18 protein-coding genes, 1 tRNA gene and 1 pseudogene are annotated in these 15,057 nt (G+C 66.6%); 11 read left to right on the top strand and 9 right to left on the bottom strand.

The annotated features are described in order from the left end of the window. Positions 1-90: 90 nt before the first annotated feature. The 5 genes from F816_RS0109025 (at position 91) to F816_RS0109005 (ending at position 2,476) form a co-directional block, all read left to right on the top strand. Positions 91-828 carry a YdiY family protein gene (locus F816_RS0109025; RefSeq protein ID WP_019594465.1) on the top strand — a complete coding sequence of 246 codons (738 nt, stop codon included), beginning with the start codon at positions 91-93 and terminating at the stop codon, positions 826-828. Between the two features lie 82 nt (positions 829-910). Continuing rightward, positions 911-1,216, top strand: a complete 306-nt coding sequence (locus tag F816_RS0109020) for a ferredoxin (protein ID WP_019594464.1) — start codon at positions 911-913, stop codon at positions 1,214-1,216. 65 nt (positions 1,217-1,281) lie between these two features. Continuing rightward, positions 1,282-1,358, top strand: a tRNA-Met gene (locus F816_RS0109015). A 112-nt stretch (positions 1,359-1,470) separates the two neighbouring features. Next, on the top strand, positions 1,471-2,172 hold the full coding sequence (locus F816_RS0109010; RefSeq protein ID WP_019594463.1) for a M15 family metallopeptidase: 702 nt from the start codon (positions 1,471-1,473) through the stop codon (positions 2,170-2,172). Positions 2,173-2,266: 94 nt separating this feature from the next. Further along, positions 2,267-2,476, top strand: coding sequence for a hypothetical protein (locus tag F816_RS0109005; RefSeq protein WP_019594462.1), 210 nt, complete (start codon positions 2,267-2,269; stop codon positions 2,474-2,476). 34 nt (positions 2,477-2,510) lie between these two features. Here F816_RS0109005 and F816_RS0109000 read toward each other — a convergent pair whose 3' ends face one another. Genes F816_RS0109000 through F816_RS0108990 form a run of 3 tightly spaced genes read right to left on the bottom strand, consistent with a single transcriptional unit; the run spans position 2,511 to position 5,428 of the window. After that, positions 2,511-3,521, bottom strand: coding sequence for a M14 family metallopeptidase (locus F816_RS0109000; protein WP_019594461.1), 1,011 nt, complete (start codon positions 3,519-3,521; stop codon positions 2,511-2,513). A gap of 8 nt (positions 3,522-3,529) precedes the next feature. Continuing rightward, positions 3,530-4,969, bottom strand: a complete 1,440-nt coding sequence (locus tag F816_RS0108995) for a glutamate-cysteine ligase family protein (protein WP_019594460.1) — start codon at positions 4,967-4,969, stop codon at positions 3,530-3,532. A gap of 3 nt (positions 4,970-4,972) precedes the next feature. Continuing rightward, a complete protein-coding gene (locus tag F816_RS0108990; protein WP_019594459.1) occupies positions 4,973-5,428 on the bottom strand; it encodes a hypothetical protein in 456 nt (151 codons plus the stop codon). A gap of 141 nt (positions 5,429-5,569) precedes the next feature. Between F816_RS0108990 and F816_RS0108985 the strand changes: the two genes are divergently transcribed. The 3 genes from F816_RS0108985 to F816_RS0108975 are packed head-to-tail and all read left to right on the top strand — an operon-like array spanning position 5,570 to position 7,460. Next, complete coding sequence (locus F816_RS0108985) at positions 5,570-6,133, top strand: RNA polymerase sigma factor (RefSeq protein ID WP_019594458.1); 564 nt, start codon at positions 5,570-5,572, stop codon at positions 6,131-6,133. After that, positions 6,123-6,950 carry a hypothetical protein gene (locus F816_RS0108980; RefSeq protein ID WP_019594457.1) on the top strand — a complete coding sequence of 276 codons (828 nt, stop codon included), beginning with the start codon at positions 6,123-6,125 and terminating at the stop codon, positions 6,948-6,950. Before F816_RS0108985 ends, F816_RS0108980 begins: the two co-directional genes overlap by 11 nt. 21 nt (positions 6,951-6,971) lie before the next feature. After that, positions 6,972-7,460: a DsrE family protein gene (locus F816_RS0108975; protein ID WP_019594456.1), complete on the top strand. Its 489-nt coding sequence runs from the start codon at positions 6,972-6,974 to the stop codon at positions 7,458-7,460. Between the two features lie 33 nt (positions 7,461-7,493). Here F816_RS0108975 and murU read toward each other — a convergent pair whose 3' ends face one another. Genes murU through F816_RS0108960 form a run of 3 tightly spaced genes read right to left on the bottom strand, consistent with a single transcriptional unit; the run spans position 7,494 to position 9,943 of the window. Next, a complete protein-coding gene (gene murU / locus F816_RS0108970) occupies positions 7,494-8,168 on the bottom strand; it encodes an N-acetylmuramate alpha-1-phosphate uridylyltransferase MurU (protein WP_019594455.1) in 675 nt (224 codons plus the stop codon). Positions 8,169-8,171: 3 nt separating this feature from the next. Beyond that, on the bottom strand, positions 8,172-9,167 hold the full coding sequence (locus F816_RS0108965; protein WP_019594454.1) for an aminoglycoside phosphotransferase family protein: 996 nt from the start codon (positions 9,165-9,167) through the stop codon (positions 8,172-8,174). Beyond that, positions 9,164-9,943 (bottom strand): metallophosphoesterase, encoded by a 780-nt coding sequence (locus F816_RS0108960; RefSeq protein WP_019594453.1) that lies wholly within the window; start codon positions 9,941-9,943, stop codon positions 9,164-9,166. The genes F816_RS0108965 and F816_RS0108960 overlap by 4 nt, the downstream gene beginning before the upstream one ends. 163 nt (positions 9,944-10,106) lie before the next feature. Between F816_RS0108960 and dksA the strand changes: the two genes are divergently transcribed. Then, complete coding sequence (gene dksA, locus F816_RS0108955; RefSeq protein WP_019594452.1) at positions 10,107-10,529, top strand: RNA polymerase-binding protein DksA; 423 nt, start codon at positions 10,107-10,109, stop codon at positions 10,527-10,529. Between the two features lie 19 nt (positions 10,530-10,548). Here the strand turns inward: dksA and argA are convergent, their stop codons facing one another. The 3 genes from argA to F816_RS0108940 are packed head-to-tail and all read right to left on the bottom strand — an operon-like array spanning position 10,549 to position 12,747. Then, a complete protein-coding gene (argA, locus tag F816_RS0108950) occupies positions 10,549-11,916 on the bottom strand; it encodes an amino-acid N-acetyltransferase (RefSeq protein WP_019594451.1) in 1,368 nt (455 codons plus the stop codon). 55 nt (positions 11,917-11,971) lie between these two features. Then, positions 11,972-12,472, bottom strand: a complete 501-nt coding sequence (locus tag F816_RS14120) for a DUF192 domain-containing protein (RefSeq protein ID WP_019594450.1) — start codon at positions 12,470-12,472, stop codon at positions 11,972-11,974. Positions 12,473-12,474: 2 nt separating this feature from the next. Next, positions 12,475-12,747 (bottom strand): heavy-metal-associated domain-containing protein, encoded by a 273-nt coding sequence (locus tag F816_RS0108940; protein WP_018145194.1) that lies wholly within the window; start codon positions 12,745-12,747, stop codon positions 12,475-12,477. An 81-nt stretch (positions 12,748-12,828) separates the two neighbouring features. On the opposite strand from F816_RS0108940, the gene ilvD reads away from it, so the two are divergent. Further along, positions 12,829-14,682, top strand: coding sequence for a dihydroxy-acid dehydratase (gene ilvD / locus F816_RS0108935; RefSeq protein WP_019594449.1), 1,854 nt, complete (start codon positions 12,829-12,831; stop codon positions 14,680-14,682). Between the two features lie 276 nt (positions 14,683-14,958). Further along, positions 14,959-15,057: pseudogene (locus tag F816_RS15070) on the top strand (IS110 family transposase); the annotation flags it as partial.

Below are 15,057 nucleotides of genomic sequence, written 5' to 3'. Positions count from 1 at the left end.
GCGGAAAGTCCCCTGAATCTCAGGGGCTGGTCCGATACCCCCAGCGGCTTTGCTAGGGTTTCGCCTTTATTCGCTTCCGGGAGGTTTCCCATGCTCGTGCGTTCGTTCCGGCCCGTCGGGTCCGCGTTTGCCTCGCTCATCCTGCTGAGCATACCAGTCTCGCAGGCCCTGGCCTGGGAGGCCGAGGGCTGGCAATCGACGATCGAGCTGGGGGCCTCCAAGACCACCGGGAACACCGAGTCCACCACGGCCACTGGCCGCTTCCGCGCCGAGCACACCGCCATTGACTGGCGCAATCGCATCCGCCTGGACGCGTACTTTCACGAGGAAGACGACGAAACCACCGGCGAGCGCTACATCGCCGGCTATCAGGCGGACCGCAAGCTGGGCGAGCACGACTATTTGTTCGGGGCGCTGCGTTACGAGCGTGACCGCTTTAGCAACTATGACTATCAGGGTTCGGCCACGGCTGGTTATGGTCGTCGCTTGATCGACGGCGAGCGGGTGCAGCTGGACGGCGAGATCGGTGCCGGTATGCGCCAGGTGCGCATCCGCACGACCGGGGAGACCGACAGCGAACCGGTCGGTCGCCTGGCCGGCAACTTCCGCTGGGAGATTAGCGACAACGCCCGCCTCACCGACGAGTTGCTGATCCTGACCGGTAGCGACAACACCGAGATCGAGAACATCCTCGCCCTGACCGCGGACGTCACCAGCCGGATGTCCCTGCGTACCAGCTTTACCGTGAAGCACAACACCGACGTCGAGCCCGGCGTGGAGAATACCGACACCATCACGGACGTGAGCCTGGTCTACCGCTTCCGCTGAATGTACGGACAGCGCACGCTGCCACCCGTCGTTTTGCCGGTGGCAGCGTTATCATGAGTCGCAGGGATCACCGGAGATTTCCATGGGCTACTACCAGCGCCATATCTTTTTCTGCACCAACTGCCGCGAGGACGGCAACTGTTGCGAGGACCACGGGGCGACCGAGATGCGCGCCTATGCCAAGAACCAGGCCAAGGCCATGGGCATCCACGGCAAGGGCCAGGTGCGGGTGAACACCGCCGGCTGCCTGGACCGCTGCAACGAGGGACCGGTCGCGGTCGTCTACCCGGAGGGCGTCTGGTACACCTACCAGGACGAACGCGACATCGACGAGATCCTGGAAGAACACCTCAAGAATGGCCGCGTGGTCGGCCGCCTGCAGATCTGAACCCCGCCGGGTGCCGCGTTGGCTTGACTTTATGCGCCGGCCTCCGGAGAATTCGCAGCCCGCGTGGCTACGTAGCTCAGCTGGTTAGAGCACATCACTCATAATGATGGGGTCCCCTGTTCGAATCAGGGCGTAGCCACCACCGAATTCTCCAAAAGGGCTGCCTTCCGGCAGCCCTTTTTGGTGTTGGGCGCTGCTACCGGTTTTGGCTTTGCGTATCCTGGTAGTGACGAAGGCGTGGGCAAGGGGGCGCTATGCGCAGCAAGCGGACGATTCTGGCGGGGCTTGGGCTGCTGGTCGCAATGGCGGCAAGTGGGGCCACGGTCGCGGATGATGGGCGCCCGGCAGGGTTTGTTGCGGCGGGTGACGTGGTAACGGACCTGGTCGAGGAGATCCGGTACTTTGGCGACGACAACTTCGTGGGCGAGCCGATTGATGGCTACGAGGCCCCCGTTTGCATCCTGACGCACCCGGCCGCCCATGCCCTCGCCCGGGTGCAGGAACGTCTTGCGGCGTTCGGGCTCGGTCTCAAGGTGTTCGACTGTTATCGGCCGGAGCGGGCCGTCGCGCACTTCGTGCGCTGGGCGGAGGATCTTGGCGATACCCGGATGCAGGCGCAGTATTACCCGGGTGTCGCCAAGGACGCGTTGTTCGAGCATGGCTATATCGCGGCCCGGTCGAGTCACTCGCGTGGCTCGACGGTCGATCTGACCTTGATTGATCGCGGTTCCGGCGAGGCACTGGAGATGGGCACCGGCTTTGACCGGTTCAGTCCGCGCTCCTGGCCCGGGGATGACGGTGTTTCTGCGCAGCAGCGGGCCAACCGCATGCTTTTGCAGCGGCTGATGGTAGAGGCGGGCTTCGAGCCCTACGAGCAGGAGTGGTGGCATTTCACCCTGGCGGACGAGCCCTTTCCGGATCACTATTTCGATTTTGTGGTCGGCCGGGGCCAATAGGCGCGCCGGAGGGCTTTATTGCCGCCTGTTCGGGGCTCGGCTAGACTGCGCGCCGGCCGGCCCGGCTCACTGGGACCAACCTCGGATGAACGCCATGAAACGTTACGGAATCCGCATTCGCCTGCCGGAAGGCAGCACCCTTTCCATGCCGCACCTGCTGGGGGCGGACTGGGAATCCTATCGCTGGTATGACAGCGAGCCGGCGCGCGAGAAGGCGCTGGCGGACATGCAGCGCGACCTCCCGAATTACCGCAAGGGCGATCACGTCGCCCAGGTCCTCGAGCGCGTCGAACGCGACGCCTGAGCCGGATTCGAATCCGTCGCGACCCGCGGCGGCATCAGAGCGTCAGCGGCTCCATCAGGTAGCACAGGCAGTCCTGGGCGATCACGCGGGTGTCCAGCGTGAGCATGGACGGCATCGCCTGGCGCTTCAGGCGGATCTCCTGACCGGTCCGTTCCAGGTACTCCCCGGTCACATCCGAACCGTCCTCCGCGATCGCAATCAGCGGGTCCTGGGTATCCGCGTGGGCGTTCACCAGGCGCGAGCCAGCGGGGAGTAGCTGGAAATTCAGGCCATCCAGGTCGGGCTCCAGACGGATATCGTGCTGCGCTTCCAGTCCGACCTGCAATCCGGGGCGTACCCGGACCTGGGCCACGGTGTGGAAGATCTCGATGGCGCCCGTCCGCGGCGGCTCCTGGGCGAAGTGGTCCAGGTGCAGCACTGCATCGATCATCTCGCATGCGTGGTCCACGCCGGCCGCGTCCTCGGGGTGGCCGCACTCCACGGTCACGGCCGGTGCGATACGCGCCAGGGCCATGGAGGCCACGCCGCGCGGCCGGGTGAAGTAGACCACCGTGCGCCCAAACAGCGCGGCCAGATTCAGGAACGGCGCATCCAGGTGATTGATGCAGGCGTAGTGGGGGTTGCGCCCGGTGTTGTTGTGCAGGTCGATTGCGGCGAACAGGCCGCGTCCCTCCAGGCGCTGGCAGAGTTCGGCGAAGACGTCGGCCTCGCGCGAGCCGCCCTGCTCGGTCCCCGGCCAGATGCGGTTGAAGTCCGGCTGGTCGTCCAGGTGGCGCTGATTGAGCGCTGCGGCCTGCGGGTTGCCCACGACCAGGGTCAGCGCACGCGGCAGCGGGCGCCCGGTGTAGTGGCGCAGGAGTTGCTGCACCGCGTGCAGGCCCACCGGCTCGTTTCCGTGCAGCAGCAGGACCACGGCCACCGCGGGTTCGCGCTGGCCCTCCAGGTGGATCAGCGCCGGCCCGGGCACGCACTGGTGCAGGGTGGCGGGCGTGGCCTCGAGGAAGCCGTCGGGTAGTTCGAAGTATTCGTTGATCGAAAGAGTCACGGGTTTCCTCAAAGTCCCCAAGTGTGAACCGGCGCGCCGGTGTTCTGCCAGCCGCGGTAGGCGTGGACCAGGCCCGGCCAGTCGCGGCCGTGGCGCGCGACCCAGTCGCGTTGCCAGTGCGTTCCGGTCTGGCGGTTGGCGACGCGCGCGGCGATGATGCCAAGCAGATTGTCGCGTTCGCTGCGGTCGATGCCCAGGCGCTCCAGACCTTCGGCCGCCCGGGGGAGCAGCTCCCGCGTGATCAGGCGTGGCGCCGGGACGGGGTCGCGATGGCCCCAGCGCAGGCGCGCATCCAGCCCGTAGCGGGCGGCATTGTAGAAGTTGTCGCGGGCCTCGGAAAACGGGGTCTCCAGCGTTCCATTGGGCGATTCGGCCACCAGGTACTCGATCAGGCCCAGGGCGAAAGCGGTGTTGGCCAGCATGTCGATCAGCGACGGGCCGGCCGGCAGGCAGCGAAACTCCAGGCGTAGACTGCGTCGGCCATCCGCGTCGCAGCCCACGATCGGCCGGTTCCAGCGCCAGATGGTGCCGTTGTGGAAGGCGAGGTGGGCCAGTTGAGCGGCCGGCTCGTCGAGGGCCACTGGCAACAGCACCGGAAAGTGCTCGAGGTTCTCGGTGAACAACTCGCCGATGGATGTGTGCAGATAGCCGGTACCGAAGGTCACGCGGCGGATCGGGCCACGCGCCGAGTTGGCGAACCCGCCGACCTCCACCGATTGCTCGAACAATGGGATGCGGCTCTCGGCCCAGAGGTCGTGGCCGAAGATGTAGGGCGTATTGCCGGCGGCGGCCAGCACCGGTGCCGCGGCGACCAGCGAGGCGTTGTAAGCGCGGTGGGCGACCTCGGGGCGGGTCTCGATATGCACCTGGAAGGAGGTCGCCGCCGCCTCCAGCATCACGTCCGCATGGCGGTGCTGGAGGTGCTCGTGACCGACGATGTCCACCTGCAGCGGGCGCTGGGCGCGTTGTTCCAGGATCGCGCTGTTCAGGGCCCGGTAGCGGGCCTGCTGCGACATGTGGTGGATCCCGAGGTCGTCCGGTTCCAGGGTGGGCAGGCTGCCGGCCATCAGCAGTTCCGCGCCGGCGTGGCGGGCCGCCCGGCGCGCCCGGCGCAGGGTCTCGTTCAACTCGTCGAGGATCGCGCTGAAGCAGCCGGGACCGGTGCGGAAGACGCCGCTGTTCAGTTCGACATTGAACTGCGCCAGTTCAAGGGTGGCCAGCGGGCTGTCCATCGCGGCGAGGAAGGCGTCATTGACCGGTAGCGGTCGCCCCTGGGTGTCGCATAGCCAGGCTTCGATCTCGAAGCCCAGCCGCGGGGGTGGGGCGGGGTCCTCGGGCGGTTGCGTGCGCAGCCAGTCCAGCAGCTGGGCGGTCTCGTCCGCGAGGGCCTGGTGGAAGCGGTCAAAGTCTGCCGCGCCGAAGTGTTCCTCGCGGATCTCGCGGCCCAAGGGTTAGTCCTCGTCCCGGTCGTCGTCCGGTGCGTCGTCATAGAGGCTCTCCAGAAGATCGCCCCAGATCTGTTCGTGTTGCTCGATGAAGGCCAGCAGGCTCTTGCGGAAGGCGAGATAGTCAGCCTCGAAGGCTTCGAAGTCGGCCCCGCCGTTGAGCAGCTTGGCGGCCCGGTCGGTCTGCTGCAGGCTGTCACGCAGGTTGAGGCTGGCGGCCATCGCACCCTTGACGCGTTCGCGCTCGTGCGGGATCCAGGCGCGGTCCGACAGCATGGAGCGCAGGTTCTCGCCCAGTTCCAGCAGGCGCTTGCGCAGGCGCGGGACGGCGCCGATGGTGCCGGTCTTGAGCTCGCCCCAGACGGCATCGGTGATCAGGCGCGCCCAGCGTTCGCGCAGATCCCGCACGGTATCGGGGTCAAAGGCGAAAGCGCGCTCCAGTTGTTGCGGATCGAATGGCATTGGGTATCCTGATCGACGAAGCCTGGGATGTGCGGCGTCTGCGGTGGAGGGGCCGGAATAGCCTCGCGCCCCGTAGCGTCCTACAGGGTACAAGAACAAGCAAGGCCGCATGTACGGCCTGCGGATGGAGGAATCGACAACATGGCGACCTGGTTCGCGCAGCGCAGGCTGCGTCAGAAGGTGTGCGACCTGCGGCCACAGATGTACCGCATGGCATTCGCGTGGTGTCACGACGCCGCGCTGGCGGATGACCTGGTGCAGGAGGCAATGATGAAGGCCCTGACCCGGCTGAAGTCGTTGCAGGACGAGAATGCCCTGAAGGCCTGGGTGTTCCGCATCATGACCAACTGTTACCGCGACTGGGGCCGGCGGCAGAAGGACACGGTGGATGTGGACAGCATGGAGCTGTCCTGCGAGGACTGCCCGGAGCAACAGACCGAGCGCAATCGCATGGTCGCGGATGTCCACCGGGCGATGGCCGAACTGAGTACCGATCACCGTCAGGTGGTCGCGCTGGTGGACCTGGAGGGTTTTGCCTACTCCGAGGTCTCGGAGGTGCTGGACGTACCGATCGGCACTGTGATGAGTCGCCTGAGCCGGGCTCGGGCGCAATTAAAGAAGGTGCTGCTGGAGCAGCAGGCCGACACGGGGACAGCGGCCGATACACCCTTTCTCAAGGTAGTGAGGAATCGGCATGTCGAATGAACGACTGAGTGCAAAGAATCGACCCAGCGAGGAGATTCTCAATGCCTTCGTGGACGGCGAGTTCTCTCCGGAGGATCGTCTGTTTACGCTGAAGACGATCGCCTCCAGTGAGCATCTGAGTCGCGAAGTCTGCGACATGCACCAGCTCAAGGAGCTGGTGAACATGGCCTACGAAGACGTCCCGGCCGGGCGCGCGGCCGGCACCACCGGTGGCCGTTGCCGGTTATCCCGCGGTGGACGTTCGGCCTGGTTCCCGTCGGTGGCGGCCGGGGTGCTCGCGCTGGTCGTGGGCTCGCTGGGTGGATACGAGATCACTCGCGATGCCGGTTTCTTCGGGGGCGACCATGCTGCTGCGGCCGGCCAGGAGTCCGGGGCCCTGGCGCAAATGGCTGCCAGCGATAACGCGCCCGGCGGGGCCGCGGCCCCGCAGCAGGTGTTTTCGGCTACCGAAACCGATCAGATTCTGCTGCACATCAACGAGGCGGATACCCGCGCGGTGGACGAGTTGCTGGACGATATCGAGAGCATGTACCGCGAGGCCGCCACGGTCGGGCGCGACCTGAACGTGCAGGTGGTGGTGCACAACAACGCCATGGGCATGCTGCGAACCGACAGCGCACCCTATCCGGAACGCGTCGCGAGTATGGCGGAGGCGTACCCCACGCTGCGCTTTACCGCCTGCGCCCAGACCCTCAACCGCCTGGCGCGCGAGGAAGGCCAGAAGGTGGATATCCTGCCACAGGCTGAACTGATTGATTCCGGCGTCGCCGAGGCGGCCCGCCGTCAGGCGGAAGGCTGGATCTACATCAAGGTCTGATTCGGCGCGGCCGGAGTCTCGATGCAAGTCGACCCACAAGTGCTGCGCCCCGGCTGGTTTCTGGCCGGGGCGCTCTTGTTGATGCTGGCGGCGGGCGGCGCGACTGCTGTATTGATGGCTGCCGTCGCCAAGGCGCCGGCGGCCGAAGAGCCGCTGCGGGTGGTCTATCACATCAACACCGATGACCCGGGGCTCCACCTGAACGCCCTGCGCAACCTGCAGAATCACATCGACGGTAGCCCCGATGATGTTTCGCTCAGGATCAAGGTGTTGACTCATGGCAGCGGCATCAGTCTGCTGCAGCACGCCCGTACCGATCCGGACCTGCGCAGTACCGTGAACACCCTTAAGCTGCAGGATGTGCGCTTTTTGGTGTGTGGCAACTCGCTGGAATCGCGCGGGCTCGAACGCAGCGATCTGCATGAGGTGTCGGACAGGGACGTGGTTCCCAGTGGCATCGTGGAACTGACCCGCCTGCAACGCTCCGGTTACACCTACATCAAGCCCTGACCGGGCCGGCCGCACCCACCCTGCGTTGGGTGATTAGCGCCCCTCAAGCTCGGTGTCCAGCGCCGCCAGGCGCTCCGGTGTGCCGATGTCGCGCCAGGCACCGGAGTAGTGTTCGCCGGTCACCCGGCCGGCCTCGATGGCTTGACGCAGCAAGGGGCCGAGGGCCCGGCGCCCCGGTGGCAGATCACGAAACAGCGCCGGGTCGTACCAGCCGATGCCGCTGAAGGTCAGCAACTCGTTCCCCGCCAGGGCCACCCGCTCCCCGTCCAGGGCGAAATCGCCCTGCGTGTGATGGTCGGGGTTGGCGACCAGTACGAGGTGCGCGAGCGGTCGGTCGGTGGCTGTGTTCATCGTCGTCGGGGGTGTCAGCGGGTGGTCGCACCAGACATCGCCATTGACCACCAGAAACGGCTCCTCCCCCAGGAGGGGAAGGGCCTGGCGGATCCCGCCGGCGGTCTCCAGGGCACCCTCGGGCTCCGGTGAGTAGCGAATGGCGAGGCCCGACTGGCGTTCACCCAGGGTGGTGCGGATCTGTTCGCCCAGGTGCGCGAGGTTGATGACCACCTCGCGATACCCGGCGGTCGCCAGATGATCCAGTGTGTAGCCGATCAACGGCCGGCCACCGACCGGCAGCAGCGGCTTGGGGCAGTGGTCGGTCAACGGGCGCATGCGTTCGCCGCGCCCGGCGGCCAGGATCATTGCGCGCATGGCTTAATCCTCCCGCATCCGTTCGGGCATGTGGGTGTGGAACCAGTCGGCGACCGGCGCCAGCGCCGGCTGTGACAGCCCCTGCGCCAGGAGTCGATGCAGGCGCGGCAGGTGTTCCAGATAGCGCGGTTTGGTGTCCCGGCGCGCCAGGCGCACGAAGATCCCGAGGATTTTGGTGGTGCGCTGGACACCGAGCACGCGGTAGTGCTGCATGAAGACCTCGGGGTCCCAGGCCGTTCCCGCGGCATAACGCTCCAATGCTCGCTCCACGGTAGCGGGCGACACCTCGCGCCGGGCGTCTTCCAGCAGCGAGACGACATCGTAGGCGGGGCTGCCGAGCACGGCATCCTGGAAATCCAGGACGGCACAATCGCTATCCTCGCCGGGTGGCAGCATCAGGTTGTCCACGTGGAAGTCGCGTAGCACCAGTGTCCCGGGCAGGATGGGCAGGCCTTCCAGCGCCTCCCGCCAGGCTGCGAGAAATCCGTTGCGCAGGGACGCGCTCATCGGGGTGCCGTGTTGTTCCGGCCAGTACCAGTCGGCAAACAGCGCGGCCTCGTCCAGCAGGCGCTGGGAATCGTAGGCGGGGAGGTCCGGGGTCTTCGCGGCCTGCGCTGGCCAGGCGCGATGCAGCTGGATCAGGGTGTCGATGGCGCGGTCGTACAACGGGCCTTCCGCGGCCCCCTCGGCGAGGGCCCGGGTGAAGGTTCGGTCGCCGAGGTCCTCGAGCAGCACGAAACCGGTGGCTGGATCGTGCGCAAGGATGCGCGGCGGGCGCAGCCCCAGCGATTCCAGCAGTCGCGCGATCTCCACGAACGGTTCGGTGGCCTCGCGCTCGGGTGGCGCATCCATCAGCACCACCGGTTGGTCGTCGCGGCACAGGCGAAAATAGCGCCGAAAACTGGCATCTGCGCGCAGGAGTGCCAGGTCGGTAAACCTGCCCGGCTGGTCCTTCAGCCAGGCCTGGAGCTGCTTGCTGCGGCGATCGTCCGGGATCATGCGCGGGCCTCGGGAAATTCGCCGGATAGACGCTCGACGCGGGTGTCGATGCGGCCATCGGCATGCAGTGCCAGAATGCGGTAGCCGGCGTGTTTGGTATCCAGCGCGAACTGTTCGGAGCCGGGGGCGAACTGGACGCAGGTGGAGGGGCAGCCCAGCAGTTCGACGCCCTGGCGCTCGGCGCGGAAATCCTGATGGATGTGGCCGAAAAGGCAGGCGCGTACGCGCGGGTGGCGATCCAGGACCGCGAACAGGTCATCGGCGTTGGTCAGGCCGATCCGGTCCATCCATGCGCTGCCGACGGGCACGACCGGGTGGTGAACGGCGACCATGCCCCAGTGATCGGGGTGTGCGGTCAGTACTTGATCCAGGCGCGACAACTCGGCCGGCTCGATGCGCCCGGACGCCTGCCCCGCAACCGCAGAATTGATCCCGACCAGCAGCCAGTCGCCGAGCAGTCGGTGGCCGTCCAGGGCATGTCCGGCGCCCGTGAAGGCGCGGTGCAGCAGGGACCAGTCATCGTGGTTGCCCGCCAGGCCGGCGAGCGGCCAGCCTTTCACGTGTTCGTCGAGCATTGCGAGGAGTCGCGTGTAGGCCGCCGGATCCGGGTCTTCGGCCAGGTCGCCCGTGAGCCATAGCAGGTCCGGCCGGGCCTCGTTTCGGCGCAGGGCCTCGAGCACGCGGGCGAGCTGGCGGTCGCTGTCGGGATAACCCGGTCGAATGGGGCCCGGCTCCCGGCCGAGGTGGGTGTCGCTGATCTGAACGATGTGCTGCATGGGGCCGGTATCGTTTTCCGTATGGTGCCGGTTGTGTGCGTTCGGGCGCGCTTTCGTGTTTGCCGCCCGGCAGGGTTATTGCCCTATACTCGATCGGGTGTACCGTGCAATGCGCCGGGGCCTTCCCGCATGGGGCGAGAAGGGGCCTGGCGAGGGGTCCAAGATGAGCCAAGAAGCCAAGACCCGCCCGGATTCCGGGTACCGTCCGTCCGAGGACGAACCCTACATGAATCCGCGTCAACTGGACTACTTTCGCGCCAAGCTCGAGGCCTGGCGTGCCGAGCTGATCGAGGAATCGGAACAGACTCTGGAGCACCTGCGCATCGAGAGCTGGCAGGAGCCGGACCCGAATGACCGCGCCAGCCACGAGACCGATGCCGGCCTGGAGCTGCGTACCCGGGATCGGTACCGCAAGCTCCTGAACAAGATTGACGCGGCGCTGGCGCGCATCGAGCAGGGCGAATACGGCTATTGCGAGGAGACCGGCGAGCCAATCGGCATCGCCCGGCTGGAGGCGCGCCCGATTGCTACCCTAAGCGTGGTTGCCCAGGAGGCCCACGAGCGCGACGAGGCCCGCTACGAATAGTGTCTTCCTGGTCGCGGGTTTACTCGCCGGTCAGGGTGCGGGTGAATACCCGCGAGTTGCGTGCCTGGTTGTAACGGGTCTGCCGGCTGACCGGCAGATCGTCCACCTTGCCTGGCGTGTAACCGCGTTCCTGGAACCACTGGGCGGTGCGCGTGGTGAGCACGAATACCCGCCGGATTCCCTGTTCCTGCGCCAGGTGTTCCATCGCCTGCAGCAAACGGTCGCCGCGGCCGCTCCCGCGGTAATCCGCGTGCAGGGCCAGGCAGGCGATCTCCGCGGCATCCGCCTCGAACGGGTAGAGCGCGGCGGTCCCGATGATCAGGCCGTCGGCCTCCAGCACCTGGAAGCGGTCGATCTCCAGTTCCAGGTGCTCCCGCGCACGATGCACCAGGATGCCCTCGGCCTCCAGCGGTTCCAGTAGTGCATGGATGCCGCCCACATCGTCGAGCGTGGCCGGGCGCAGCCGTTCCAGTGGCTCGCGCGAGACCAGTGTGCCGATTCCCAGACGGGTGAACAGCTCGGTCAGGAGCCCGCCGTCGTTGTGCCGGTCGATCAGGTGCACCCGGATCTCGCGCTGGCGACAGGCGTCGATCGCGCTCTTCAGGTGGTTGGCCAGTTCCTGCGGCAGGTCGGTGGCGGTCTCCAGCAGCTCCTGCGCAGCCGGCACGGTGAGTTGGTCCAGCACGCCGTGTTCGGGGTCGCGCAACACCCCGGCTTCGGTGAGAAAGATCAGCTTGTCGGCGTTCAGCGCGATCGCCACCTGGGTGGCGACGTCCTCGCCGGAGAGGTTGAACACCTCGCCGGTGGGCGAGTACCCGAGTGGGGAGACCAGGGCCACCTGCTCGCGGTCCAGCAGGGCCGCGAGGGCGGTGGTGTCCACCCCGCGCACCTCGCCGGTGTAGTGGAAGTCCACGCCGTCGCGCACGCCCAATGGCCGTGCGGTGACGAAGTTGCCACTGGCCACGCGCAGGCGTGCGTTGCCGGTACCCGGCTGGCCGAGACTGCGCGAGAGCAGGCCCTCGATCTGCAGGCGCAGCCGACCGACCGCATCCAGCACGGCTTCCAGCGCTGCGCCATCCGTTACGCGCAACCCGTTGGCGTAGGCCGGGGTCAGTCCGCGCTCGCTCATCCGTGCCTCGATTTGCGGGCGCGCCCCGTAGACTAGAACGACCCGGATACCCAGGGCATTGAGCTTGGCGATATCGCGCATCAGTGCCGGAAATTCCGGCGCCTGGGCGGCCTCGCCTGCGAGCGCGATCACCATGGTGCGCCCGCGGTGGGCGGCGATGTACGGCACCGCATCCCGGAACCAGGCGAGCTCCCCGGGCTGTGGGGCGCGGCGCGAGGGCGCGTGATTGCGGGCGGCTGGGTTGGATGTGGCGGTCACGGGCGTGTCCGTTTCCTGATGATGTCCTTGGGCAGACAGTCTAGGGAATCACGGATCAATGTACACGTGGGATCAGTGTTTCCCTAGTCGGTCTCGCCACGAGGCGCTCGAGGTCCGGGACGGAGGCGCCGGGCGCGATGCCGTGCTCCTTGAACCACCCGGCATTGACCTCCAGGGCGTAGCGCACCGGCCGTTTCGCCTCGTGTATGCGGGTGGAGTGGGGCGTCATGCTGGCGATGTTGGTAATGGTGAAGTCTGCATCGATGAAGGCCACGTCCAGCGGGATGCGGGTGTTTTGCATCCACATGCCGTAGTGCGCCGGTCGTGGCCAGATGAACAGCATGCCGTGGTCGGCAGGCAGGTGGTCGCGGTGCATCAGCCCGATCCGGCGGCTACGGTCGGTCGCGGCGACCTCGATCGTCAGGGCTTGTTCGCCGAGTTGCAGTTCGGCGGTGGGCAGCCCGCTTTCGGCCTGCGCCAGCCCCGTGCCCAGGACGAACAGCAGCACCAGCCCGACGAGGCCGGGCTGCGCGCGCCCCCGCGACGTATTTATCAAGCTTATTCGCCGCTCATGCGCCCCACGGCGCAGCTGGCGAACGACTTGGCCTTGGCGCTGGCGGAGCGCAGGCCAGAGACCGAACCGACCTCGGGGTAACCCATGCTGGCGAGCTTGGCGGCGACCGCCTCGCGGGCGCTGTCGGGCGCCTCGATATCAACCGCACCGCCTTCCACGTCCACCTCGGCGTCGGTGACACCCTCGACCTGCAGCAGGCCCTTGCGGATGGAGCTGGCGCAGCCGCCACACTTGATGTTCTCGACTTCGATTTTCATTGCAGGTGCTCCGGGGTACTGGGGTTTGTACGACTCATTATGTACGATCTACGTTCACCGTAATCGTTCACGAGAATATACATGCCCGCCTATCGTTCCCGCACCACCACCCACGGCCGCAATATGGCGGGTGCCCGCGCCCTGTGGCGCGCCACCGGCATGAAGGATGGCGACTTCGGCAAGCCGATCATCGCCATTGCCAACTCCTTCACCCAGTTCGTGCCCGGGCACGTGCATCTGAAGGACCTGGGCCAGCTGGTGGCCGGCGAGGTGGAAAAGGCCGGTGGCGTGGCCAAGGAGTTCAACACCATCGCGGTGGACGACGGGATCGCGATGGGTCACGGCGGGATGCTCTATTCGCTGCCCTCGCGCGAGATCATCGCCGACTCGGTCGAGTACATGGTCAACGCACACTGCGCCGATGCCCTGGTCTGCATCTCCAACTGCGACAAGATCACCCCCGGCATGCTGATGGCCGCGATGCGTCTGAACATCCCGGTGGTGTTCGTCTCCGGCGGGCCGATGGAGGCCGGCAAGGTGCAGGCCCCGGGCAGCGACAAGGTCATCCACCTGGACCTGGTGGACGCGATGGTCAAGGCGGCCGACTCCAGTGCCAGTGATGAAGAAGTGGAGGCCATCGAGCGCTCCGCCTGCCCCACCTGCGGCTCCTGCTCCGGCATGTTCACCGCCAATTCGATGAACTGCCTGACCGAGGCGCTGGGCCTGTCGCTGCCGGGCAACGGCTCGTTGCTGGCCACCCACGCCGGGCGCAAGAGCCTGTTCGAGCAGGCCGGCCGGCGCGTGGTCGAACTGGCCAAGCGCTACTACGAGCAGGACGATGCATCCGCGCTGCCGCGTTCCATCGCCACCTTCGAGGCGTTCGAGAACGCGATGAGCCTGGATATCGCGATGGGCGGCTCCACCAACACCGTGCTGCACTTGCTGGCGGCCGCGCGCGAGGGCGAGGTCGACTTCACCATGGCTGACATCGATCGTCTGTCGCGCAAGGTGCCGAACCTGTGCAAGGTCGCCCCGGCCACCCAGCTCTACCACATGGAAGATGTCCACCGCGCCGGTGGCGTGGTCGGGATCCTCGCCGAGCTGGACCGCGGCGGGCTTATTCACCGCGACATTCCCACCGTGCACGCCGACACCATGGGCCAGGCCCTGGAACAGTGGGACGTGATGCGCCACGCCGCCGAGGCCGAGACGCTTTACCAGGCCGCCCCGGGCGGCGTGCCTACTCAGGTCGCGTTCAGCCAGGACAAGGCCTGGGACAGCCTGGACATCGACCGCGAGAACGGCTGCATCCGCGACATCGAGCATGCCTATTCGCAGGACGGTGGCCTGGCCGTGCTCTACGGCAACATGGCCCCGGACGGCTGCATTGTGAAGACTGCCGGGGTGGACGACAGCATCCTGAAATTCTCGGGCCCGGCCCGTGTCTTCGAGAGCCAGGACGCGACGGTGGAGGCCATTCTTGGTGACCAGATCCAGGCGGGCGACGTGGTGATCATCCGCTACGAGGGTCCCAAAGGCGGCCCGGGCATGCAGGAGATGCTCTATCCGACGTCGTATCTCAAGTCCAAGGGCCTGGGCAAGGAATGCGCGCTGGTCACCGACGGGCGCTTCTCCGGCGGCACCTCCGGGCTGTCGATCGGTCACGTCTCGCCGGAGGCGGCGCAGGGTGGTGCGATCGGCCTGATCGAGGAAGGCGACACCATCGTGATCGACATCCCCGGTCGCGAGGTCCGCATCGACGTCGACGACGCCACGCTGGCGGCGCGGCGCGAGGCTATGGAGGCCCGTGGCGCGAAGGCCTGGAAGCCCGAGTCGCGCGAGCGCCAGGTGTCCCAGGCCCTGCGTGCCTATGCCCTGATGACCACCTCGGCCGCCTACGGCGCCGTGCGCGATATCTCGCGCTTCGAGGACTAGCCTAGGGCCCGGGGGGGCTGTATTTCATCCCGCTTCGGTGCGGCGTCTAATGCTGAAATGATGCGTTTCGCTGCGCTCAACGCATCCTTGTGTCTTGCGGTTCACGGATCGCTACCATGAACCGTACCGGGCTCGGGGTAACCCGAACGCATCCTGAGGTCACGAACCTGTTTCGTAGATGGGCCCCCGAGTCCTTTTTCATCTCGAAGTTTGAACGGTATCCAATGCCCCCCGTGAGGGACGGGTGAGGCTGTACGGACAAGGCGAGAGGACGAGATGGCGCATATTGGCATTGATGTGAGCAAGAACAAGCTCGACTGCATGTGGGTCCGGGATCTGGAGGCGGGCAAGGTCAAGCCCAAAGTGTTCCCGAAC

Origin of the sequence: Thioalkalivibrio sp. ALM2T (genome assembly GCF_000381505.1) — a bacterium.
GTDB lineage: Bacteria > Pseudomonadota > Gammaproteobacteria > Ectothiorhodospirales > Ectothiorhodospiraceae > Thioalkalivibrio > Thioalkalivibrio versutus.
This window is presented reverse-complemented; position numbering and strand designations above follow the sequence as displayed.

Bases quoted from the DNA above. Each gene is read 5' to 3' on its own strand.
- F816_RS0109025 (WP_019594465.1), top strand. From the start codon at position 91: ATGCTCGTGCGTTCGTTCCGGCCCGTCGGGTCCGCGTTTGCCTCGCTC.
- F816_RS0108965 (WP_019594454.1), bottom strand. From the start codon at position 9,167: ATGATCCCGGACGATCGCCGCAGCAAGCAGCTCCAGGCCTGGCTGAAG.
- F816_RS0109010 (WP_019594463.1), top strand. From the start codon at position 1,471: ATGCGCAGCAAGCGGACGATTCTGGCGGGGCTTGGGCTGCTGGTCGCA.
- dksA (WP_019594452.1), top strand. From the start codon at position 10,107: ATGAGCCAAGAAGCCAAGACCCGCCCGGATTCCGGGTACCGTCCGTCC.
- F816_RS0108990 (WP_019594459.1), bottom strand. From the start codon at position 5,428: ATGCCATTCGATCCGCAACAACTGGAGCGCGCTTTCGCCTTTGACCCC.
- ilvD (WP_019594449.1), top strand. From the start codon at position 12,829: ATGCCCGCCTATCGTTCCCGCACCACCACCCACGGCCGCAATATGGCG.
- F816_RS0109020 (WP_019594464.1), top strand. From the start codon at position 911: ATGGGCTACTACCAGCGCCATATCTTTTTCTGCACCAACTGCCGCGAG.
- murU (WP_019594455.1), bottom strand. From the start codon at position 8,168: ATGCGCGCAATGATCCTGGCCGCCGGGCGCGGCGAACGCATGCGCCCG.
- F816_RS0108980 (WP_019594457.1), top strand. From the start codon at position 6,123: ATGTCGAATGAACGACTGAGTGCAAAGAATCGACCCAGCGAGGAGATT.
- F816_RS0108940 (WP_018145194.1), bottom strand. From the start codon at position 12,747: ATGAAAATCGAAGTCGAGAACATCAAGTGTGGCGGCTGCGCCAGCTCC.
- F816_RS0108985 (WP_019594458.1), top strand. From the start codon at position 5,570: ATGGCGACCTGGTTCGCGCAGCGCAGGCTGCGTCAGAAGGTGTGCGAC.
- F816_RS0108975 (WP_019594456.1), top strand. From the start codon at position 6,972: ATGCAAGTCGACCCACAAGTGCTGCGCCCCGGCTGGTTTCTGGCCGGG.
- F816_RS0108960 (WP_019594453.1), bottom strand. From the start codon at position 9,943: ATGCAGCACATCGTTCAGATCAGCGACACCCACCTCGGCCGGGAGCCG.
- F816_RS0109005 (WP_019594462.1), top strand. From the start codon at position 2,267: ATGAAACGTTACGGAATCCGCATTCGCCTGCCGGAAGGCAGCACCCTT.